Below are 21,081 nucleotides of genomic sequence, written 5' to 3' on the forward strand. Positions count from 1 at the left end.
CTCAAAGGTTCAGCCGGATCGCGACGGAGCGGGCGTGCCCCTCGAGGCCCTCCGACCGGCCCAGCGTTATCGCCGCGGGGCCGAGCGCCCGCAAGCTCTCCGGCGTGCAGGCCAGGATCGTGGTGCGCTTCATGAAGTCGAGCACCCCGAGGCCGGACGAGAACCGCGCCGAGCGCGCGGTCGGCAGGACGTGGTTGGGGCCGCCGACGTAGTCGCCGATCGCCTCGGGCGTGTGCGAGCCGAGGAAGATCGCCCCGGCGTTGCGGATTTTTCGCGAGAGCGCCTCGGCGTCCTGCGTCTCGATCTCCAGGTGCTCCGGCGCCAGGCGGTCGACCAGCGGCACCGCCTCGTCGAAGCTGCGGACCCGGACGATCGCGCCGTAGTCGCGCCAGCTCGCCCGCGCGATCTCCTGGCGCGGCAGGGTGGCGAGCGCGCGCTCGACGGCGGATTCCGCGGCCTCGGCCAGCGCGGCGCTGTCGGTGATCAGGATCGACTGGGCGGCGACGTCGTGCTCGGCCTGGGCCAGCAGGTCGGCGGCGATCCAGTCCGGGTTGGCGTGGCCGTCGGCCAGGATCAGCACCTCGGAGGGGCCGGCGATCATGTCGATGCCGACCTGGCCGAACACCCGGCGCTTGGCCGCCGCGACGTAGGCGTTGCCGGGCCCGACGATCTTGGCCACCGGCGCGATCGTCTCGGTGCCGTAGGCCAGCGCCGCCACCGCCTGCGCCCCGCCGACGCGATAGACCTCGTGAACGCCCGACAGATGCGCGGCGGCGAGCACCAGCGGGTTCGACTGCCCGTCGGGCATCGGCACCACCATGACGATCCGCGGCACCCCGGCGACGCGGGCGGGAATCGCGTTCATCAGCACCGAGGACGGGTAGCTCGCCGTGCCGCCGGGCACGTAGAGCCCGACCGATTCGAGCGCGGTCCAGCGCCAGCCCGAGGTGACGCCGAGGGCGTCGGTGGTCCGGCGGTCGCCCGGGACCTGCTCGGCGTGGAACGCCTCGATCCGGGCGGCGGCGAAGCGCAGCGCCTCCAGCGCCTCGGCCGGGCAGGCTTCGAGCGCCGCCGCGATCTCGTCCGCGGTGACGCGCAGGGCGGACGCGCCGAAGCCGTCGCCGAGCCGGTCGAATGTTCGGGTGTAGTCGACCAGCGCCGCGTCGCCGCCCTTCACCACGCCGGCGATGATGGCGCGCACGGTCTCGTCGACGTCCTCCGAGATCTCGCGCTTGACCGTGAGCAGCCGGGCGAAGTCGTCCGCGAAGGTCGGGTCGCTGCTATCGAGGCGGATCATCGGGCACTTCTTCTGGTGAGGGCGTGGGACGCGACGGCTCAGGCCGACGGGCCGGAGGCGGGCGCCGCGTGGCCCGGGCGGCTGTCGGCCTCCCAGACCGGCCCGAGATCCTTCATCCGCGCCTCGATGCACTCGACGTCGAGGCGGATCGCGGCCTGGCCGGAGAACAGCAGCGTGACGATGCCGGACGGCGCCTCGGTCTCCTCGAAGGTGATCGCGAGCAGGCTCAAGCTGGTATCCCCCGGCGTCAGGCCGCGGGTGCGGACCCCGAGCACGCGCTCGAAATGCAGGCCGGCGAGCCGCCGCCGCGGCGTCTCCGGCGCCTGCCAGTCGAACCGGCGCAGCGCCAGCACGAAGCGGTGCTCGGCGGCGAGGAAGGTGAGGTCGGCCACGTTCAGCACCGCATCCTGAAGGTGGGCGGAGATGACGGTGAGGTCCTCGGCGTCGAGGGCCGCGAGCTTGAGGAGCTCCATGTCGGGGGGCCGCTCCGGGGGAGGTTTCACGGGAAACATTTTCGCCCGCGTCAGTAGCGAGGCCGGCCGGTTCCGGCAACCGGAGGCCGTCGTCGCAGGCCGAGGGCGGACGGGGCGGCGGCCGTGCACCATGCCAGACGATTGTGGCGGCCGATGCGCAGTCTGCCGCGTTGAGCGTCGGGGCCGCCGGGCGGACAGCCGTTGCGCCGGCCTCAGCCGACGTTCAGGCAGCCCCGCGTAGACACCCGGTCGACCCCACGTCGACCTCGGACCGGAGACGGACACACTCGATGACCATAAAGCGCCTCACCCTCGCGGCCATCGCCGCCCTGACCCTTGGGACGACCCTCGGCGCGACCGTGGCGAGCGCCCAGTACTACGATTACGGCGGCCCGCGCCGGTTCGACCGCGGCTACGACGACGATCGCCCGCGCCGCCGCGACTACGACGAGGATCGCTACGACCGTCGCCGCGACGACTTCCGCGGCGGCCGCGGCGGCAGCATCTGCGTCACCGCCCGCGGCAACTGCGTCACCCGCCCGGCGCCGTTCAACTCGTCCTGCGGCTGCGAAGTCCCGGGCTTCGGGTTCAAGCGCGGCGCCATCGGCCGCTGATCGGAAGGCTTCCCATCGGCGAGGGGCCGTCCAGCCATCCGGGCCGGGCGGCCCTTCTCGTTTCGGACGCCCGTCGATCGGGATTCCACCCGCGACTTCGTCCCGAGGCGCGCCCACCAGGCTGACGCCGCGACGGATGCGGGTGCGGGCGGGCGACGGAGCGTCCCCTCCCCCGGCCGCCGATCGGCGCGCCCCGGCGAGGGGGAGCCGGCCCGAGTCCTGAAAGGCGGCCCGCTTCGCTCAGGCGGCGCGGACGCCCGCCAGGAAGGTGCCGATCTCGGCGCGCAGCCGTGCCGACTGGTCGGCGAGCTCGTCGGAGGCCAGCAGCACCGCCGCGACCTCGGTGCCGGCGGCGTCCGCCGCGCGGGCGACGGCGGCGATGTCCGCCGTCATGGCGCCGGTGCCGGCCGAGGCCTGGCCCATGTTGCGCACGATCTCCTGGGTCGTCACGCCCTGCTCCTCCACCGCGGCGGCGATGCTGGTCGCCACCTGGTTCATCGCGTCGATTCGCCCGGTGATCGCGTGGATCGCCCCCGAGGCCTCCCCCGCGGCGGCCTGGATCGAGGCGATCTGCTGGCCGATCTCCTCCGTCGCCCGCGCGGTCTGCGCGGCGAGGTCCTTGACCTCGGCCGCCACCACCGCGAAGCCGCGGCCGGCCTCGCCCGCCCGCGCCGCCTCGATCGTGGCGTTCAGGGCCAGCAGGTTGGTCTGCCCGGCGATGGTCGAGACCAGGCCGACGACGTCGCCGATCCGGGTCGCGGCCGCGGCCAGCGCATCCATGGCGGCCTGCGTGCGGGCCGCCTCGCGCACCGCGCCGTCCGACATCTCCGCCGCCTGCTCGACCTGCCGCCCGATCTCCTGGACCGTGGCCCCGAGCTCCTCGGCCGCCGCGGCGACGGTGTTGACGTTGCGGGCGGTCTCGTGGGCGGTGCTCGCGACGCTGCTCGACCGCTGCGAGGTGCCCGCGACCGCGTCGCGCATGCCGCCCGAGGCGACCTGCAGGCCGGCCACCGAGCCGGCGACCCGCGCGACGATGCCGCCGACCGACCGCTCGAAGCGCTCGGCGAGGTCGCCGAGGAGGGCGCGGCGCGCCTGCGCCTCGGTGGTCTTCAATTGCTGCGCGGCTTCCTCGAGGGAGACGTCGCGGATCGTCACCACCGCCCGGGCGATGTCGCCGATCTCGTCGCGCCGGCCGCTGCCGGGCACCTGCTCCAGCGCCTGCCGGGCGGCCAGGGCCTTGAGCGCGGCGGTGAGCGCGCCGAGGGGCCGCGCGATCGACCGGGCCAGCAGCAGGCCGAGGATGGCGGTGCCGGCCAGCACCCCGAGCCCGACCAGCGCCAGCGTCCGCGACAGGGTCGAGACGGCGCCGATCGCCTCGTCGAGGCTCTGCTCGGCGATCACCGTCCAGGGCGCGCCGAGCACCGACACGACCGAGGACGCCGCCAGGTGTCGGCCGTCCGCGCCCGAAAAGTCGAACGGCCGCCCCTCCGCGAGGCGGGCCGGGGCGATCCCGAGCGCATCGAGGGGGCTGCCGGCCTTGGCGTCCGGGTTCAGCGGCGGCCGGGTGCGCAGCAGGCCGTCGGCGCCGGTCGAGAGCGTCTGCCCGGTCTCGCCGAGGCCGGTGCGCTTCGACAGGGTGGGGTCGAACAGGGCCGGCCCGACCCGCATCACGACGTAGCCGATGCGCTCGGCCGCCTGCGCCGTGCCCATGGCGACGTTGGCGCGCTTCGTCACCGCGCGGCCGATGAAGGCGGAGGGCCCGGCATCGACCGGATAGGCCGCGAAATCCTCGAACAGGGCGGCCTCGGGGTCGGCGGCCTTCAGGCGCTCGAACAGCCGCGCCAGCCCGGTTCCCCGCAGCGCCGGATCGGAGACCGGCCGCGCGAAATCCTCGCCCTTGGTGGTGGTGTAGACGATGCGCCCGCCCTCATCGAGCACCATCAGGTCGGCGTAGCCCGCCTGCGCCAGCAGCTTGCGGGCGACCTCCTGCACCTTCGCGTGCCGGCGCCCATACATCGTGTTGGTCGCCGTGCCGTCGAGCGCGATGCGCGCCGCCGCCGTCTCCGGCGCCCGGAAGGCGGCGAGGAGGCCGGCATAGTCGGGCTTGGACGGGTCGAGGGTCTCGATCAGGTCGGCGACGTTCGACACCACCTGCGGGTGCGCCGCCACCGTGAGGAAGTCGGCCTGCATCCGGTCGGCGACCAGCTCGACCCCGTCGCGCCGCGCGTCGGCGGCAAGTTGCAGCCGCTCGCGCGCCGCCTCCATCAGCCCGGCGCGGGCCTGGTGCCAGCTGAAGCCGCCCATCGCCGTGGCGCTGAGGAGCGCGAGCCCGATGGTCATGGCGGGCAGGCGCGCCTCGAGACGTGAGAATGCCGACATCGATCCGTCTCGAAAATGCTCGGAGAGCTTGAGCCGGTCCTTAGGCGGGCGCGCGTTAAGATTCCCTGCTCGCGCGAGCCGCACGAGACAAGACGACGATCCTATAAAACCGTATCGATTGGGATTATCGGCGGTCTTCGCAGCCGCATCCGCCCGCGCTCGACTGCCCGGGCCCGGCCCGCGCCGCGCGAATGCAGGCGGGCGGGCGCTCGATACGGCGGGCGATTCAGACCCGCACGCGCTCGATCCGCGCGCCGCAGCGGGCGAGCTTGGCCTCCAGCGCCTCGAAGCCGCGGTCGAGGTGGTAGACCCGGTTGATCTGGGTCTCGCCCTCGGCCGCCAGCCCCGCGATCACCAGCGACACCGAGGCGCGCAGGTCGGTCGCCATCACGGGCGCGCCCTTGAGGCGGTCGACGCCCTCGACGATGGCGAGGTCGCCCTCGAGGCGGATCCGGGCGCCCAGGCGCGCCAGCTCCTGCACGTGCATGAAGCGGTTCTCGAAGATGGTCTCGCGGATCTGCGACTGGCCGTTGGCCAGGGTCATCAGCGCCATGAACTGCGCCTGCAGGTCGGTGGGGAAGCCCGGGAACGGGTCGGTGGTCACGTCGACCGCCGCGATTCCCGCCCCGTTGCGCCGCACCCGGATGCCGCCGGGAACCTGGGTGATCTCGGCGCCGGTGGTGGAGAGGATGTCGAGGGCCGAATGCAGCAGGTCGGCGCGGGTGTTCTCCAAGACCACGTCGCCCCCGGTCATCGCCACCGCCATGGCGTAGGTGCCGGTCTCGATCCGGTCGGGCAGCACCTCGTGGCGGGCGCCGTTCATGCGGGCGACGCCCTCGATCACGATGCGCGGGGTGCCGGCGCCCTGGATGCGGGCGCCCATCTTGGTGAGGCAGTCGGCGAGATCCACCACCTCCGGCTCGCGGGCGGCGTTGGAGATCACCGTGGTGCCGTAGGCGAGGGAGGCCGCCATCAGCGCCACGTGGGTGCCGCCGACGGTGACCTTCGGGAAGTCGATCTCGGCGCCGCGCAGGCCGTTCTTGGTCTTGGCGACGACGTAGCCGGCATCGATCTCGATCTGCGCGCCGAGCCTCTCCAGCGCCATGATCAGGAGGTCGACCGGCCGGGTGCCGATGGCGCAGCCGCCGGGGAGCGAGACCTTGGCCTCGCCGAAGCGCGCCAGCAGCGGCGCGACCACCCAGAAGCTCGCCCGCATGGTCGAGACCAGCTCGTAGGGCGCCGTGGTGTCGATGACGTTGGAGGCGGTGAGCCGGATGGTCTGGCCGGTCTCGGTGGTCTGCCCCGGGCGCTTGCCGACCACCATGTGGTCGACGCCGTGGTTGCCGAGGATCCGCGTCAGCGCGGCGATGTCGGCGAGCCGCGGCACGTTGGCGAGCTCCAGCGTGTCGCCGGTGAGCAGGCTCGCGATCATCAGCGGCAGGGCGGCGTTCTTCGCCCCCGAGATCGGGATCGTGCCGTTGAGCGGCACGCCGCCGGTGATGTGGATGCGGTCCATGGTCTCGTGATCCTCACGCGCCGCGCTTCGTCCCGCGCGCCGCCGGCCCTGCCCCTCGGGCGCTCGCCGCCCATGCTCGAGCGCAGCCTATAGGCGAGTTTTGTCCGAAAGGGGACCGCGCCGGCGCGCCGGGTCTTTGCTCGGTTCGCAGGCCGGCCTCGGAGGCGGGAGCATCGCGGCGCCGATCCGCGCCGCCCCTTCCGCTTCGCCCCGGACGATCCGGGAAGGACCCGGCCCGGCGACGGGACGCAGGCCCCTGCCGAGCCCGGCGAAACGCGTCCCGCGTCGTCCAAGTGACGTCGCGGAGGAGCCGGCTCGACGGGCTCGGGCTGCGGACGCAGCGCCGATGCCTCGCGCGCCGCCTACGACGACGGCGCGTCCGACGGGGCCGGGTCGCGGTCGTCCGGCGGCTCGGCGGCGTCCTTCGCCGCGGCCTGCCCCTCCTCTTGCGCCGCCTCTTGCCCCGCCGCCGGCTCGCCCCGGCCGCGGACCTGGCGCTTGCGCCGCCGTAGGTTCTCGCGCAGGGCCGCCTTGAGGCGGGCGGCCCGGGCCTCGTCGTTCTTCGTCGTCATGCGTCACGCGACCCATCGTCGCCTTCGACTCCTAGATCGTCCGCCGGCACCTCACAATCCATCCGTCGGGGCGATGGCCCCGGCGGCGTTCAAAGGGTCGCTCGAATGCCGGCGGCGGCCCCCCGTCGGCCTGCAAGGCAGGGATGACGCCCCGTCACCTTGAACCGATTCCAGATCCGGCTGTATCTTCCGGTCCGACGGCGCCACGCGACGCCGCCGGATTCCTCTCCACCCGATGCGCGATCGGGCGCGCCGGACCGTACCGGTCCTCGGCCGCGCCTTCCCGCATCCCGAACAGGCCCGGCCGACGACGATCCCGCGCCTCGGCGCATCCGACGCCCGGCCAGCCCCCAAGGACATCCATGCCCGAGACCCGGCCCGCCTCCACACCGGCCCCCACGCACGCGCACGGTTCCGAACGCGGCTCGGGCTCCGTGCAGGGCCAGATCGCGGCGCGGCGGGTGGATTACGAGGCGCATTTCCGCGGCGCGCTGGAGCGCCTGCACGGCGAGCGCCGCTACCGGGTGTTCGCCGACATCGAGCGCATCGCGGGCCGCTTCCCGATCGCGAACTGGCGCCGGCCGGACGGGGCGACCTCGGAGATCACCGTGTGGTGCTCGAACGACTACCTCGGCATGGGCCAGCACCCGGAGGTGGTCTCCGCGCTCACCGACACGGCCAAGCGCTGCGGCGTCGGCGCCGGCGGCACCCGCAACATCGCCGGCAACAACTCGCCGCTGGTCGACCTCGAGCGCGAGCTCGCCGACCTGCACGGCAAGGAGGCGGGCCTGGTCTTCACCTCGGGCTACGTCTCGAACCAGGCCGGCATCTCCACCATCGCCAAGCTGATCCCGGACTGCCTGATCCTGTCGGACGCGTTCAACCACAACTCGATGATCGAGGGCGTGCGCCACGCGGGCTGCGAGAAGCGGATCTTCCGCCACAACGACCTCGCGCACCTGGAAGCGTTGCTGGTCGAGGCGGCCGGCCGCAACGTGCTGATCGCCTTCGAGAGCGTCTACTCGATGGACGGCGACGTGGCGCCGATCGGCGCGATCTGCGACCTCGCCGAGCGGTACGGCGCGATGACCTACCTCGACGAGGTCCACGCGGTCGGCCTCTACGGGCCGCGCGGCGGCGGCATGGCCGAGCGCGAGGGCGTGATGCACCGGGTCGACGTGATCGAGGGCACGCTGGCCAAGGGGTTCGGCTGCGTCGGCGGCTACATCACCGGCTCGGCCGCGCTCTGCGACGCGGTGCGGAGCTTCGCCCCCGGCTTCATCTTCACCACGGCGATCCCGCCGGCGATCGCCGCCGCCGCGCGCGCCTCGGTGCGCTACCTCAAGCGCTCGACGGCCGAGCGCGAGGCGCACCAGCGCCAGGCCGCCGCGACCAAGCGCGCGCTGGAGGAGGCCGGCCTGCCGGTGCTCGCCACCGAGACGCACATCGTGCCGGTGATGGTGGGCGACGCCGAGCTGTGCAAGGCGGCCGCCGACCACCTGCTCGAGCGCCACGCGATCTACATCCAGCCGATCAACTACCCGACGGTGCCGCGCGGCACCGAGCGCCTGCGCATCACCCCCTCGCCGTTCCACGACGCCGCCCGCATCGCCACCCTGACGGCGGCGCTGGTCGAGACCTGGGACACCCTCGACCTGCCGCGCGCCGGCACGGTGTTCGCGCAGGCGGCGGAGTAGGCGGGCGCCGCCGGAAGAGCCGGAGGCTCAGTTCGGCTTCGGCTTGTTCCCGCCCGGCACCCAGCCGTGCGCCTCGGCGGTCGCGGCGAGCTTCGCCTGCATCTCGCCGGCCAGGCTGCCGATCCAGTGCTGCATGCCCGTCAGCTGCGCCTGGGCCAGCTGCGGCTGCGCCTTGGCCATGTTGCGGCCGGCCGGCGTGTCGTAGAACGCGGCGATGGCCTCCAGGTCCGCCTTCGACAACACGGCCGCGAACGAGATCGCCTGCAGGTTGAGCAGCTCGTCGTAATGCTCGGAGAGGATCGGCATGATCACCTCCTGCACCATGACCTTGGCCCGATCGGGCTGCTTGAGCCCCATCTGCTGGACCATCGCCGTCATCGGCGCGGTCATCGCCTGGAGCGTGGTGTCGCGATCGCCCTGGGCGCGGGCGACCACCGCCTTTGCCGCCGCCAGGCGGGCCGGATCGAGGGTGACTTGAGGCGTGACCTGGGAAGGGACTTGGGAAGGGACTTGGGGAGCGACTTGGGGAGCGACTTGGGGAACCGCCTTCTGCGGCGCCTGGGCGCGGGCGGGTCCCGCCAGCCCGAGGGCGAGGGCCATGAAGGTGAGGCTGGCGATGCGCATCACGCGTCCTCCGGAGACGAAAACCGCGGGCCGCGAATCGGGCCGCGCCGAAGCATAGGCGGTGCCGGCGGATCGGCCTAAAAGCTCGGCCGCGTTGCATCCGCGCGCCGGATGCGCTGTGACTGCGCTCGCACGAATCGAACGGGGAGCGTTGAGCGGATGTCGGGTGGTCACGGAGCGGGCGGGACGTCGAACAAGCGCGTCGCGCTGCTGATCTCGGTGCTGGCGCTGTTCCTCGCCTTCAGCGAGACGCTGGGCAAGGCGGCGCAGACCGACGCGATCGGCGCCAACGTCGAGGCGGCCAACCAGTGGGCGTTCTTCCAGGCGCGCACCATCCGCGCCACGGTGCTCAAGACCGCCGACGAGGCGGTGGCCCTGGTGCCGCCGGGGCCGAACCAGGACGCGATCGCGGCCAAGCGCGCCGAGTGGGCGAAGACGATGGCACGCTGGGATTCCGAGCCCGCCACCGGCGAGGGGCGCAAGGAACTCGCCGAGAAGGCGAAGACCGCGCAGAACAACCGCGACCTCTCGCTGCTGCGCTACCACCATTACGAGCTGGCCTCGGCCGCCTTCCAGATCGGCATCGTGCTGGCCTCGGCCGAGGTGATCACCGGCATCGTCGCCCTGGTCTTCGCCGGCGGCCTGCTCGGCGCGGCCGGCGCGGTGCTGCTCGGCTTCGGCTACCTCGCGCCGCACGCCCTGCCGTTCCTCCACTGAGGGGACGGCCTCACCGGTCGCCGAACCAGTCGTCGAACCCCGGCTCGATGCACCGGTAGCCGACGAAGCAGCTCGGGTCGGTGCGTGTCGGCGCGTAGGCGGATCGCGTCACCTCCGTCGCCGCGCAGAAGCTGCGGTCGCGGACGAAGCGGTCGTAGGTCGGGCCGCCGGTGCCGAGCACGATGCCGCCGGCGCGGGCGACGGCGCCGCGGGCCTGCGCGCAGGTGAGCGTCGTGGTGTCGACGCGCTGCGCCTGAGCCGGGCCGGCGGCGGCCAGCAGGCCTGCGGCGAGCAGCAGGGGGACGGCGAGAAGCAGGGGAGCGGCGATCGGCGGGCGGGTTGCGATCGGGCGGCGCACGGGCGGTCTCCTTCGGTGTGCCGGAGGAACGCCGCGGGCCGCCGCGCGGTTCAGGCCGCCCGGCGCGCGGGGTCGGCGAGGCTCGGCTCCGGCGGCCGGCCGGACGGGGCGAGCAGGCGCCGGCGCAGCCGGGCGCAGGGGCGCTCCACCGCGACCTGCATCAGCGCGCAAAGGGCGAGCGTCGGCACCAGGCCGGCGGCGATCAGCACGAGCGGGCCCGAGCCCGGCCGCAGGTGCAGCAGCAGCGCGATCACCGTCGGGTGCACCAGGTAGAAGCTGTAGGAGTACAGCCCGAGCCGGCGCATCGGCGCGGAGCCCAGGGCCCGCACGACCCATCCGCGGCCCTGAAGCGCCGCCGAGAACGGCACGAGCAGCGCCGCGCTCTGCAGGGTGTAGCGCAGGGTCTCGCGGAAGGCGGGGTCGCGCACCGCGAGGGTGGCGAGGATCACGGCGCCCGCCGCCGCCACGTGCCAGGGTTTCGGCCGCCAGGCGCGGTCGGCCGGGATCACCGGGTTGTTCCACAGGCCGAGGCAGCAGCCGAACAGGATCGCGTCGATGCGGGTGTGGGTCCAGGAGTAGTTCAGGCTGTAGTCGGCGAGCCGCCACACGTTGAGGCCGCGGATCGCCAGCACCGCGCCGCACAGCGCCAGGCACGCCACGGCCGCCCGCCGCGGCGACAGGCGCCCGAGCCACGCGAGGTAGGCCAGCGGGAACAGCAGGTAGAAGTGCTCCTCGATGGCGAGGCTCCACAGCGGCACCGGCAGCACCCGCTCGGTGCCAAGAAGGTCGGGATAGTTCGTCAGGAACGTCGCCTGCCCGAGCACCGCCGCCGCCTCGACCGGCATCCAGTCGAGCAGCCCGAGCCCGTGGAGCAGGCCGGACAACGCCAGCGCCAGGTACATCGGCGGCAGGATGCGCAAGCTTCGGCGCAGGTAGAACGCCGGCAGCGAGACCGTCCCGGTCCGCCCCCGCTCGATCCGCAGCAGCGTGGTGATCAGGTAGCCCGACAGGAAGAAGAACACCGTGACGCCGAAGCCGCCGGGCACGACGTGGCTCAGCCCGCAATGGGCGACGTAGACGATGGCGATCGCCAGCGCCCGCACCCCGTCGAGCTGCGGCAGGTAGGGCATCGCGGGCGGGACCGGGGCGGTGGGGCTCGGGATGGCAGGCTCCTCGCGGATCTTTCGACGATCGCCGGACAGGACAAGCAGGAAACCGGAAATTTTCCGTCCGCGCCATCCGCGCCGGCGCCGGAGGCGGGCGCCGCATCGTCCCTCCCCTTTCGTGGGGGAAGGGTGGGCCTCGGCTCACGCCAGGGTCGGGAAAGGAGGGACGAGGCGCGCGAATCTCCGCGAGGCTATCGCACCGTCCGCACGGGGATCGGGCCAATACATCGGCCGGCTCGTGCGCCGCCGCCGCATGCGACACTCGCGCGGTTGCCGTCCCGGTCGGGATGTATACGATTCTGCCATCGCGGCCCCAGTATTCGGCGCTCCGCGCCTGAGAGACGGATGCGCTCCCGCCTTCCACGCGTGGACAGCCTGTGCCCCGCTACTTCTTCGACATCCACGACGGCTTCCACCAGCGCGACGACGTGGGCACCTTGTGCGAGGACGTGCAGGCCGCCGCGCTCCAGGCCAAGCGCCTGCTGCCCGCCATCGCCGTCGACGAGAGCCCGGCCGAGGGCGAGCGCCAGACCATCACCGTGGTCGTGACGGACGAGGACGGATACGCCGTCTACTCGGCCGCCCTCGCCTTCGTCGGCACCTGGCTCCTGCGCTGACCTCGGCGCCTGCGCCGACCAAAGGCCTGCGCGCGCAGCTTGACCCTGTGAAAGGCCGCGAAGGGCGATGAACGGAAGTCGGCTTGGCGCTTGAAAGCCGACATTCGATTTCGTCGCTCGCTCGGCTCGCGCCGGCGGGCGCGGGGCAGGTCGCTCACGGCCCGAACCCTCTCGGATGCCCTGCGCCTCGGCCTCGACGAGGGGCATTCGCCCACTTTGAATTTAGAATATTTTCAGATTTGAACCGTTTTAAGTGTGTGATCTATAACACGTTTTTGGCTTGCTCGCGGATCCGTGAAGGACGATCACACGGGTACTGCGCTCGTCCGAGCGCGCGCAAGCGTGATCCATGTCCCACCGCTCCTCGCTCCTCCCCGTCCTTCTCACCACCACAATCCTCGCCGGTCCCGTGGTGGCACAAGATGGCACCGTTCAGCTCAACGAGATCTCGGTCGAGGCGGTGGGACCCGGCAACGCCGCGCCGGCATCGGCCGGCTCCGGCGGTCTCAACGTCAGCGCCGGCGACGGCGGCACGGCCGCCACCAGCGGCGGCGGTGGCGGCCCCTCCGGGATCACCGGCTACACCGCGCGCGTCGCCACGGCCGCCACCAAAACCAACACCCCGCTGATCGAGGCCCCGCAATCGGTCTCGGTGGTCACCCGAGAGCAGCTGAACGACCGCAACGTCCAGACGTTCACCGACGCGGTCAACTACGTCCCGGGCGCCATTTCCGCCCGGTCGGGCTTCGACCCGCGCTTCGATCAGATCTTCATCCGCGGCTTCGACGTGCTCACCAACCAGGGCATCTATCGTGACGGCCTGCGCGTGATCGGCAGCGGCTTCGCCTTTCCCAAAAGCGAACCCTACGGCGCCGAGGCGCTGACCATCCTCCGCGGCCCGGCCTCCGGCCTCTACGGCCTCGGATCGCCCGGCGGCATCCTCGATATCACGAGCAAGCGCCCCGTCTTCGTGCCGTTCGGCGAGGTGCAGTTCCAAGCCGGCAGCTTCGGACGCTTCCAGGGCAATTTCGACGTCGGCGGCCCGGTCGAGGGTTCGGACGGCACCATGGCCTACCGCCTCACCGGCGTACGCCGCGAGGCCGGCACCTTCATCGGCCTCGGCACGAACGACGACCAGCTCAACATCGCGCCCGCCTTCACCTGGAAGCCGTCGGCCGACACGACGTTCACGTTCCTGAGCGAGTTCCAGGTCACCAACACGCCGGCGGCGACGTTCTTCTACAATGACCCGGGCTTCCGGGTATCCAACTTCTACCAGGGCGATCCGCGCTTCATCGGCCTCGACCAGACTCAGTATCGGGTCGGTTACGCCTTCGAGCATTTCTTCACGCCGGACCTGGTTTTCCGCCAGAACTTCCGGCATTACGGGCTGTTCCTCAGCGCGAAGTACGTCGACATCAACAACGTCAACGACGCGCGCACGATCGGCACCCGCGACACCGGCTATATCCGCGAGGGCCTGGTGCAGCAGACGCTGGACAACCAGCTGGAGGCGCGCTTCGCCACCGGCCCGGTCGCCCACACCGTGGTCGGCGGCGTCGACTACGCCCGGTACAGCCTGAGCGCGCGCTTCGGCTTCGGCCTCGCCCCGGACCTGAACCTCACCACCCGGAACTACGGCCAGCAGTTCATCGCGACGCCGCCTCTTGGGTCCGCCTCGCGCCAGACCCAGGATCAGGTCGGCGTCTACCTGCAGGATCAGGCCAAGTTCGGCGACTTCATCCTGACCGTGAACGGGCGCCACGATTGGGTCTTCCAGGACAACTACGCCACGCCCGACAGCGCGGTCTCGCGCCAGGACAACAGCGCCTTCACCGGCCGGGTCGGCCTGGGCTACGTTCTGGCGCCAGGGCTGGTTCCGTACGCGAGCTATGCCACGACCTTCACCCCGCAGGTCGGCCAGGACCGAAACGGACAGGCGTTCAAGCCGGCCACGGGCGACCAGATCGAGGCGGGGGTGAAGTACCTGATTCCCGGGACCAACATCCAGACGGCGTTTGCCGGCTTCGACATCAACCAGTCGAGCATCCTGATCCCCGACGCGAGCAACATCGCGTTCCAGACCGCTGGCGGTGCCGTACGCTCGAAGGGCTTCGAGGCCGAGGCGACCGCCAACCTCGCGCCGGGCACGAACCTGACCATCGCCTACACGCATGTCGACATCCGGTTCGTGAACTCGACTTCGTTTGCCGGCGAGTCCCTCAACGGGAACCGCGTCTCCGGCATCCCCAGCGACACCTACGCGTCGTTCCTGACTTATGCCTTCCCGCCCGCCTCGGCCTTGCGCGGGCTGCAGATCGGCGGCGGCATCCGCTACATCGGCTCAAGCTACGCAGATGATCAGAACACCGTGCGCAATACCGCCGTGACGCTCTACGACGCCCTCGTTGCCTACGACTTCGCCGCGCTCGACCCGAAGTACAAAGGCTTCCGCGCGCAGATCAACGGCTACAACATCTTCAACCGAAACTACACGACCTGTTCGTTCGGTTTCTGCAACTTCAACCAGCCGGCAACGGTCATCGGCAGCCTGATCTATCGGTGGTGAGAAGGCTCGCCTCCAGCGGTCGGGGATCGAGACGCCGCGCGCAGCGCCGACACGACGACCGAAGTCCGCATGGTGGCCTGCACTCGAAACGACGTGTGGGCGAGGCCGTGACGCGCCCGAGATCGGCCTGCCCCCGAGCCACCACGCCCCCTTTGCCTCGCTCGACTCCCGAAGCGCGCAGCGTCTCGGCCTGAAACCGTCGCGGTCGCGTCGGCATCGGCCGTATGTCCGCAACCGTGGCGGCCTGATCCTTCCCGGTCGCCAGGACCTCGGTCGCCAGGACCTCGTTCGCCAGGACCTCGGTCGCTAGGACGAAGTGCTCGCTTGGGACGGCGACAGCCTCGATCTCGCTCCTGTCGAGAGACTTCAGCCCGTCATGGCCGATCGGCACGCTTCGATGCCGCGAACGATGGAACGTATGAGCGGTGGAGAGAGGGTCGCATCGGGCGCCGACCATACGGGCGGTCGGCAGATCTTCCGCGGATCTGAAACGCATCGAACGTGACCCTCGCGCAGCCAAGCCGATGGGGGCCGAACCCTCGGGCGGCCACAAGGGATCGGTAACCATCGGGCCGGCATGATCCGGCTCGGAACCGCCCGGTCGCGGGGCCGAGATCGGGGTTGCGTGATGTTCTCTGCCGCCTTCCTGCGCGCGGGCCTGTCGCCGCTGGCGCTCGCCGCCGCGCTGAGCGCCGCGGCCGCGCAAGGCGCGCCGCCGCCCGCCGCGATGCCCGCCCCGGCGCAGCCCGCGCCCGCCCTGCCCGCCGTGCCGCCATCCGCGCCGCAGGGCGTGCCGGCGTCGGCACCGCTCGCGGCCGCCGCCCCGGAGGCGGCGCCCCGCGAGGCGGGGAAGCGCAAGCCCGAGCCGGAGCTGGTCTACGCCACCGTCTCGGCCGACCCGCGCCCGACGCTGACGCAGAAGACCTTCACCGACACCCTGCGCGCGGCCGACCTGTACCAGGCCTTCGCCGATGCCGGCGGCTGGGCGCCGGTGCCCGAGAGCACGGTGTTCAAGCCGGGCGCGTCGAACCCGGCGATCCCGGCGCTGCGCCACCACCTCACGCTCACCGGCGACCTGCCCGCTGACGCGCCCCCGAGCGACCGGCTCGATCCGCCGCTGGTCGCGGCGGTGACGGCGTTCCAGGCCCGCCACGGCCTGCCGGAATCCGGGCTGATCGGCCGGCTGACGATCGCCGCGCTCAACGTGCCGGCCTCCGTCCGCCAGCGCCAGCTCGCGGCCTCGGCGGCGCGGCTGATGGGCTCGAAGTTCCCGTTCGGCGAGCGCTACGTCGTCGTCAACATCCCGGCGGCCACCGTCGAGGCGGTGGAGAACGGCCAGGTCGCGCGCCGCTACGTCGCCGTGGTCGGCAAGCCCGACAAGGCGACCCCCAGCGTCGAGACCCGGATCACCGACATCAACTTCAACCCGACCTGGACGGTGCCGGTCTCGGTGGTGAAGAACGAGATCATCCCGCGGATGCGCAAGGAGCCGGGCTATCTCGCCAAGAACCACATCCGCATCCTCGGCCCCGGCGGCGTCGAGGTCGACCCGACGGCGGTGAACTGGAACACCGAGAAGGCGGTCGCCTACACGCTGCGCCAGGATTCCGGCTTCGACAACTCGCTCGGCCAGGTGCGGATCGACATGCCGAACCGCTTCGCGGTCTACATGCACGACACGCCCTCGAAATCGCTGTTTTCGCGCAACGTCCGCTTCCACAGCCACGGCTGCGTCCGCGTCGGCGGGGTCAAGGAGCTGGTCGGCTGGCTGCTCCAGGGCGTCGAGGGGCCGAACGGGCCGGGCTCGGCCTGGGGCCCGATCGAGATCGAGACCGGCATCGCCGACGGCGAGCGCCGCGACCTCAAGCTGGTCAAGCCCGTCCCCGTCACCTTCGTCTACCTCACCGGCTACGCCACGCCGGACGGCCGCGTCCATTTCCGCGACGACATCTACGGGTTGGATACGCCGGGCGGGCCGGTGCCCTCGGCGGCGACCGAGCCGGCCGCCACCGGCGCGATCGCGCCGCGCGCCACGATCCGCCCGGCCAAGCCCGACCAGCGCCCGCCCGTGGCCGCCGACCTCAAGCCGGCGGTCGCGCCCCGGGCTGCCGTGCCCGCGCCCGCGCGGCCGGCGCCGCGGCCGCAGGCGACGCAGCTCGGCGACGGGCCGGCCCCGCGGCCGCCGGGCGCGATCCCGAACTGAGCGGACCCGTGCCGCCGCCTGGAATGGTTCCAGCCTGTGCACCGGCGGCACCCCTGCCCCGCGCCGCGGACCGGCCCTGGAACAATCGCCGCCACAGCTCATTCTGCCGGGTGAGGGATGCCGGGGCCGTCGCGGCGGCCGCCCGGCGTTCGCCCCCGACAGACCCAAACGGAGCGACCACCATGGCGAAGGCCAAGCCCATCACCCGCATCGAGAGCGATCGCCTCAACACCCCGACCGACCTCGACCCGGCCGACACCAAGAAGATCGCCGAGGGCCTCGCGGTCCTGACCTCGGACCTGTTCGCGCTCTACATCAAGACCAAGAACTTCCACTGGCACATGAGCGGCCCGAACTTCCGCGACTACCACCTGCTGCTCGACGAGCAGGGCGAGCAGATCTTCGCGATCATCGACGACGTGGCCGAGCGCGCCCGCAAGATCGGCGGCACCGCGCTGAAGTCGCTGGGCCAGGCGAAGTCGCTGACCCGCGTCGCCGACAACGACGCGGAGTACGTCTCGCCGCTCGACATGCTGCGCGAACTGCGCGACGACAACAAGACGCTCACCGCCAACATGCGCGAGCTGCACGAGGTCACCGACGAGGCCAACGACGTCTCGACCACCTCGCTGCTCGAGGAGTGGATCGACCAGTCCGAGGAGCGCACCTGGTTCCTCTACGAGTCGACCCGCAACGCCACCGAGGGCGGCCACTGAGCCGTATCGCGTGACGCGAGACGCGGCCCCGCTTCCGATGAGGAGGCGGGGCTTTTTTCATGGCGCCCGCGGCGTCCCGAGCACCCGCAGCGCATGGGCGGGATCTGCGGCCACCAGGGTCAGCCGCGTGCGCGCCGCGGGATCAGGCGGCGTGCGGCCCTGTTCCCAGTTCCGCACCGTCCCGATCGGAACCCGGAGCAGGGCGGCGAAAGCGGCCTGCGTCAGGCCCAGGGTCCGCCGCAGGTCGTGGGGAGGCGGAACCACCGGTAGCCCTCGGCCTCCGCATCGGGGTCGTCGCCGTCGGCGACGGCCTGCGCGCGGATCTCCGCTTCCGTCGTCGCCAGGATGCGCGCGCGGTCGATGTCCGGCGGCGACGCGAGGAGGTCCGTCAGCGATGTCCGAGCCGATGTGCGAGTCATGGCCGTCTCCCCTCACCCCCGCAACCCCAGCCGCACCTTCACCACGCCGACGTCGTCCGGGTCGCGGCTCTGCGAGAAGCCGAGGCGGCGGCACACGGCGAGCATCGCGCGGTTCTCGGCGAGCACCGTGCCCTCGACGGTGCCGATGCCCTCCGAGCGCGCCCAGTCGAGCATGAGCCGCATCAGGGCGAGCGCGAGGCCGGTGCCGCGGGCCTCGGAGCGGACGAGGATCGCATACTCGCCGCTGGTGCCGTCGGCGTTGGCGTGCAGGCGCACCGCCCCGAGCATGCGCTTCGCCCCCTCGCCGGCGCCCGCCTCGGTCTCGTCGAGGGCGACGAAGGCGATGGCGCGGGCGTAGTCGAGCTGGGTCAGGCGGGCGAGGAAGGCGTGGCTGAAGTCGCGCACCGGGGCGAAGAAGCGCAGCCGCACGTCCTCCGGGTCGATCGTGGCGAAGAAGGCCCGGAACAGCGGCTCGTCCTCGGGCCGCACCGGGCGCACGGCGATCGCCCGGCCCTTCAGCGTCAGCGCCCGCACCCATTCGGCGGGATAGGGCCGGATCGCGAAGCGCGGATGGCCGCCGGCCCGGCGCGGGCTGGCGCGCAGGCGCACCCGGGCGTCGAGGGCGACGACGCCGTCGGCGTCGGCGAGCAGCGGGTTGATGTCGAGCTCGCGCACGTCCGGCAGGTCGGCGGCGAGCTGGGCGAGCTTCACCAGCGTCAGCGCGATCGCGCCGCGGTCGACCGCCGGCACGTCGCGATAGGCGGCGAGCCGCCGGGCGACGCGGGTGCGGCCGATGAGGTCGTCGGCGAGCGCGAGGTCGAGGGGCGGCAGGCCGAGGGCCCGGTCGTCGATCACCTCCACCGCCGTGCCGCCGCGGCCGAACACCACCACGGGCCCGAAGACCGGATCCTCGGCGAGCCCCGCGATCAGCTCGCGGCGCTGGCCCTTGCGCACCATCGGCTGCACGGCGAACCCCGTGACCCGGGCATCGGGCCGCTCGCGCCGGGCGCGCACCAGGATCTTCCGCGCGGCGTCGCGGACGTCCTGCTCGCTGGTGAGGTCGAGGTGGACGCCGCCGATGTCGGACTTGTGCACCACGTCGGGCGAGACGACCTTCAGCGCCACCGTGCCGCCGGCGGCGATGATCGTCCAGGCGGCCGCCGCCGCCGCGTCGATGTCGGGGGCGAGCGTAAGCGGCACGGTCTCGATGCCGTAGGCCGCGAGCAGGCCGGCGACCGCGACCGGATCGAGCCACGCCGCCCCCTGCCGCAGGGCGGCGGCGACGATCGCCTCGGCGGCCGCGGTGTCGGGCGAGAAGTCGCGCGGCAGCGAATCCGGCGTGCGCATCAGGTCGTCCTGCGCCTCGCGGTAGCGCACCAGGTGCAGGAATCCCTCGATCGCCTCGGAATCGGTGGCGAAGTGCGGGATGCCGGCGCCGGCCAGGATCGCCGCGGCCGCCTCGCCGTGGGACACCGCGAAGACCGGCTTCTTGCGCGCCTGCCCGCGCCGCGCCCGCGTCACCGTGTCGGCGACGGCCTGCGCCACCGCGGCCGCGTCCGAGCGGGCGGTGGGGACGTGGACCGTCAGCACCGCGTCGCCGGCATGGTCGGCCAGCATCGGCGCGAGGGCGGCGGCGTAGGCCGGCCCGTCGGCGGTGATGCCGAGATCGACCACCGGCCCGTCCGCCGGGACGCCGCCGCGGTCGGCGAGCCGGTCGGCGGCGAGCAGGCCGATGCCGCGGCCGTTGGTGAGGATCGCGAGGCGCTTGCCCGCGAACGGGCGCTGGTGCGACAGGGTCTCGGCGGCCGAGAACATCGCGTCGAGATCCTCGACCGCGAGCAGGCCCGCCCGGCGGAACGCGGCGGCGTAGACCGCGTCGGGCCGGGCCAGGGCGCCGGTATGGGTCTCGGGGTTCCGCCCGTCGCGGGCATGGCGGCCGGCGCGCAGGATCACCACCGGCTTGGTGCGCGCGGCGGCGCGGGCGGCGGACATGAAGCGGCGGGCGTCCGACACCCCGTCGAGGCACAGCAGGATCGCCCGGGTGCGCAGGCAGTTGGCGAAGTGGTCGAGGCAGTCGGCGATGTCGACGTCGCAGGCGCTGCCGAGCGCCATCACCGCCGAGAACCCGGCCCCGTGCCGGGCGCCCCACTCGACGATCGCCCCGGCGACCGTGCCCGATTGCGAGACCAGGGCGAGGTCGCCCGCCCGCGGCGCGCGGGCGAGCAGGCTGGCGTCGAGCCGGTGGCCCGGCACCGCGAGGCCGGCGCTGTCGGGCCCGAGCAGGCGCAGGCCGTGCTCCCGCGCGATCCGCGCCGCGCGCGGGCCGGGATCGTCCGGCTCGGTGCCGAGGCCGGCGGTGAGCAGGATCGCGGCGCGCACGCCCGCCCGCCCGGCCTCCGCGACGATCCCGGGGATGCTCTCGGGCGGGCTCGCCACCACGGCGAGGTCGGGCACCGCCGGCAGGTCGGCGATCCGCGCCACGCAGGGCACGCCGTCGGCCTCGGCATCCTGCGGGTGGACCGGGTGGACCGGCCCGGGAAAGCCGCCCGCGCGGATCTTGTCGAACACCGCGCGCCCGAGCGAGCCGGCGCGGGCGCCGGCGCCGACCACGGCGACCGAGCGCGGGGTGAGCAGGGCCTCGAAGCGGTAGGTGCTCACGCGGGGCCTCCGAGCGGGGGGCCGGCCGCCCGGCGGAAGGCGGTCACGGCTGGTCCATCGGCATCATGCGATCCTTCTCGTCTGCCCGCCCGGTCGCGAATCGACGGGGGCGGGCCGATCGTCCGGTGCGCCCGCCTCTTCAACAGAGCAACCCGCGCCAGGGCAAGTCCTCATGTCGGCGCGCGCGGCGGCACGACCGGTCGCGCGGGTGCGGCCGCGCGGACCGGCGGCTCGGGAGCACCGGCAGGCCCTGGCCGCTCCGCCGCCGCCCGCGCAGGATCGCTCGCGATCTCGTTGCGGACACAACGAAGTTTTCAAGCCCGAGGCCGGAATCGAAAGAGGGTATTGGCGCGCCGGGACGGAAAAGCAGGCGACTAATACCGAATCCGCGAAGGCTCCGGCCGTCTCGACGACCGGCTCCGCCATTGGACACCAGCGCCGCAGGGGGTCGGACTGGACTCCGAGTGCGGCGCTACACTCGTTTTT

At 72.7% G+C, this 21,081-nt stretch carries 18 protein-coding genes; 7 read left to right on the top strand and 11 right to left on the bottom strand.

The annotated features are described in order from the left end of the window. Position 1 precedes the first annotated feature (1 nt). Both hisD and MKK55_RS27350 read right to left on the bottom strand, forming a co-directional pair. Entirely contained in the window at positions 2 to 1,297 is a 1,296-nt protein-coding gene (gene hisD, locus MKK55_RS27345; RefSeq protein ID WP_147727382.1) for a histidinol dehydrogenase, read from the bottom strand. Between the two features lie 38 nt (positions 1,298 to 1,335). Further along, positions 1,336 to 1,770 carry a DUF2948 family protein gene (locus MKK55_RS27350; RefSeq protein ID WP_243938836.1) on the bottom strand — a complete coding sequence of 145 codons (435 nt, stop codon included), beginning with the start codon at positions 1,768 to 1,770 and terminating at the stop codon, positions 1,336 to 1,338. 290 nt (positions 1,771 to 2,060) lie between these two features. Between MKK55_RS27350 and MKK55_RS27355 the strand changes: the two genes are divergently transcribed. Further along, positions 2,061 to 2,384 (top strand): hypothetical protein, encoded by a 324-nt coding sequence (locus MKK55_RS27355; RefSeq protein WP_243938772.1) that lies wholly within the window; start codon positions 2,061 to 2,063, stop codon positions 2,382 to 2,384. A 240-nt stretch (positions 2,385 to 2,624) separates the two neighbouring features. On the opposite strand, the gene MKK55_RS27360 is transcribed toward MKK55_RS27355, so the two are convergent. The 3 genes from MKK55_RS27360 to MKK55_RS27370 form a co-directional block, all read right to left on the bottom strand. Beyond that, entirely contained in the window at positions 2,625 to 4,763 is a 2,139-nt protein-coding gene (locus MKK55_RS27360; RefSeq protein WP_243938775.1) for a methyl-accepting chemotaxis protein, read from the bottom strand. A 226-nt stretch (positions 4,764 to 4,989) separates the two neighbouring features. Beyond that, positions 4,990 to 6,279 carry a UDP-N-acetylglucosamine 1-carboxyvinyltransferase gene (gene murA, locus MKK55_RS27365; protein WP_243938777.1) on the bottom strand — a complete coding sequence of 430 codons (1,290 nt, stop codon included), beginning with the start codon at positions 6,277 to 6,279 and terminating at the stop codon, positions 4,990 to 4,992. A gap of 362 nt (positions 6,280 to 6,641) precedes the next feature. Further along, a complete protein-coding gene (locus tag MKK55_RS27370) occupies positions 6,642 to 6,851 on the bottom strand; it encodes a hypothetical protein (protein WP_243938779.1) in 210 nt (69 codons plus the stop codon). Between the two features lie 362 nt (positions 6,852 to 7,213). On the opposite strand from MKK55_RS27370, the gene hemA reads away from it, so the two are divergent. Next, complete coding sequence (hemA, locus tag MKK55_RS27375) at positions 7,214 to 8,548, top strand: 5-aminolevulinate synthase (RefSeq protein ID WP_243938781.1); 1,335 nt, start codon at positions 7,214 to 7,216, stop codon at positions 8,546 to 8,548. Between the two features lie 27 nt (positions 8,549 to 8,575). Here the strand turns inward: hemA and MKK55_RS27380 are convergent, their stop codons facing one another. Beyond that, complete coding sequence (locus MKK55_RS27380; protein ID WP_243938783.1) at positions 8,576 to 9,172, bottom strand: DUF2059 domain-containing protein; 597 nt, start codon at positions 9,170 to 9,172, stop codon at positions 8,576 to 8,578. A 159-nt stretch (positions 9,173 to 9,331) separates the two neighbouring features. Between MKK55_RS27380 and MKK55_RS27385 the strand changes: the two genes are divergently transcribed. Beyond that, positions 9,332 to 9,889 (top strand): DUF4337 domain-containing protein, encoded by a 558-nt coding sequence (locus MKK55_RS27385; RefSeq protein ID WP_147729230.1) that lies wholly within the window; start codon positions 9,332 to 9,334, stop codon positions 9,887 to 9,889. A gap of 10 nt (positions 9,890 to 9,899) precedes the next feature. Here the strand turns inward: MKK55_RS27385 and MKK55_RS27390 are convergent, their stop codons facing one another. Further along, the gene (locus MKK55_RS27390) at positions 9,900 to 10,205 is read right to left on the bottom strand and encodes a hypothetical protein (protein WP_187275586.1); all 306 of its coding nucleotides are present in this window, start codon (positions 10,203 to 10,205) and stop codon (positions 9,900 to 9,902) included. A 92-nt stretch (positions 10,206 to 10,297) separates the two neighbouring features. Further along, the gene (locus MKK55_RS27395) at positions 10,298 to 11,377 is read right to left on the bottom strand and encodes an acyltransferase family protein (protein ID WP_243938785.1); all 1,080 of its coding nucleotides are present in this window, start codon (positions 11,375 to 11,377) and stop codon (positions 10,298 to 10,300) included. A 413-nt stretch (positions 11,378 to 11,790) separates the two neighbouring features. Between MKK55_RS27395 and MKK55_RS27400 the strand changes: the two genes are divergently transcribed. The 4 genes from MKK55_RS27400 (at position 11,791) to MKK55_RS27415 (ending at position 17,518) form a co-directional block, all read left to right on the top strand. Next, positions 11,791 to 12,030 (top strand): DUF6894 family protein, encoded by a 240-nt coding sequence (locus MKK55_RS27400; protein WP_147728815.1) that lies wholly within the window; start codon positions 11,791 to 11,793, stop codon positions 12,028 to 12,030. A gap of 349 nt (positions 12,031 to 12,379) precedes the next feature. Further along, on the top strand, positions 12,380 to 14,599 hold the full coding sequence (locus MKK55_RS27405; protein WP_147728816.1) for a TonB-dependent siderophore receptor: 2,220 nt from the start codon (positions 12,380 to 12,382) through the stop codon (positions 14,597 to 14,599). A gap of 628 nt (positions 14,600 to 15,227) precedes the next feature. Then, positions 15,228 to 16,802, top strand: coding sequence for a murein L,D-transpeptidase (locus MKK55_RS27410; RefSeq protein ID WP_243938838.1), 1,575 nt, complete (start codon positions 15,228 to 15,230; stop codon positions 16,800 to 16,802). A gap of 182 nt (positions 16,803 to 16,984) precedes the next feature. Beyond that, positions 16,985 to 17,518 (top strand): Dps family protein, encoded by a 534-nt coding sequence (locus tag MKK55_RS27415; RefSeq protein WP_147729700.1) that lies wholly within the window; start codon positions 16,985 to 16,987, stop codon positions 17,516 to 17,518. Between the two features lie 57 nt (positions 17,519 to 17,575). Here the strand turns inward: MKK55_RS27415 and MKK55_RS27420 are convergent, their stop codons facing one another. Genes MKK55_RS27420 through MKK55_RS27430 form a run of 3 tightly spaced genes read right to left on the bottom strand, consistent with a single transcriptional unit; the run spans position 17,576 to position 20,595 of the window. Further along, positions 17,576 to 17,782, bottom strand: a complete 207-nt coding sequence (locus MKK55_RS27420; RefSeq protein ID WP_243938787.1) for a helix-turn-helix domain-containing protein — start codon at positions 17,780 to 17,782, stop codon at positions 17,576 to 17,578. Next, on the bottom strand, positions 17,740 to 17,937 hold the full coding sequence (locus tag MKK55_RS27425; protein ID WP_243938789.1) for a hypothetical protein: 198 nt from the start codon (positions 17,935 to 17,937) through the stop codon (positions 17,740 to 17,742). Before MKK55_RS27425 ends, MKK55_RS27420 begins: the two co-directional genes overlap by 43 nt. A gap of 12 nt (positions 17,938 to 17,949) precedes the next feature. Next, a complete protein-coding gene (locus MKK55_RS27430) occupies positions 17,950 to 20,595 on the bottom strand; it encodes a bifunctional acetate--CoA ligase family protein/GNAT family N-acetyltransferase (protein ID WP_243938791.1) in 2,646 nt (881 codons plus the stop codon). Positions 20,596 to 21,081 lie beyond the last annotated feature (486 nt).

Origin of the sequence: Methylobacterium sp. J-059, assembly GCF_022829485.1 — a bacterium.
GTDB lineage: Bacteria > Pseudomonadota > Alphaproteobacteria > Rhizobiales > Beijerinckiaceae > Methylobacterium.

Bases quoted from the DNA above. Each gene is read 5' to 3' on its own strand.
- MKK55_RS27395 (WP_243938785.1), bottom strand. From the start codon at position 11,377: ATGCCCTACCTGCCGCAGCTCGACGGGGTGCGGGCGCTGGCGATCGCC.
- MKK55_RS27410 (WP_243938838.1), top strand. From the start codon at position 15,228: ATGTTCTCTGCCGCCTTCCTGCGCGCGGGCCTGTCGCCGCTGGCGCTC.
- MKK55_RS27370 (WP_243938779.1), bottom strand. From the start codon at position 6,851: ATGACGACGAAGAACGACGAGGCCCGGGCCGCCCGCCTCAAGGCGGCC.
- MKK55_RS27405 (WP_147728816.1), top strand. From the start codon at position 12,380: ATGTCCCACCGCTCCTCGCTCCTCCCCGTCCTTCTCACCACCACAATC.
- hemA (WP_243938781.1), top strand. From the start codon at position 7,214: ATGCCCGAGACCCGGCCCGCCTCCACACCGGCCCCCACGCACGCGCAC.
- MKK55_RS27385 (WP_147729230.1), top strand. From the start codon at position 9,332: ATGTCGGGTGGTCACGGAGCGGGCGGGACGTCGAACAAGCGCGTCGCG.
- MKK55_RS27415 (WP_147729700.1), top strand. From the start codon at position 16,985: ATGGCGAAGGCCAAGCCCATCACCCGCATCGAGAGCGATCGCCTCAAC.
- MKK55_RS27360 (WP_243938775.1), bottom strand. From the start codon at position 4,763: ATGTCGGCATTCTCACGTCTCGAGGCGCGCCTGCCCGCCATGACCATC.
- MKK55_RS27355 (WP_243938772.1), top strand. From the start codon at position 2,061: ATGACCATAAAGCGCCTCACCCTCGCGGCCATCGCCGCCCTGACCCTT.
- murA (WP_243938777.1), bottom strand. From the start codon at position 6,279: ATGGACCGCATCCACATCACCGGCGGCGTGCCGCTCAACGGCACGATC.
- MKK55_RS27350 (WP_243938836.1), bottom strand. From the start codon at position 1,770: ATGGAGCTCCTCAAGCTCGCGGCCCTCGACGCCGAGGACCTCACCGTC.
- hisD (WP_147727382.1), bottom strand. From the start codon at position 1,297: ATGATCCGCCTCGATAGCAGCGACCCGACCTTCGCGGACGACTTCGCC.
- MKK55_RS27425 (WP_243938789.1), bottom strand. From the start codon at position 17,937: ATGACTCGCACATCGGCTCGGACATCGCTGACGGACCTCCTCGCGTCG.
- MKK55_RS27380 (WP_243938783.1), bottom strand. From the start codon at position 9,172: ATGCGCATCGCCAGCCTCACCTTCATGGCCCTCGCCCTCGGGCTGGCG.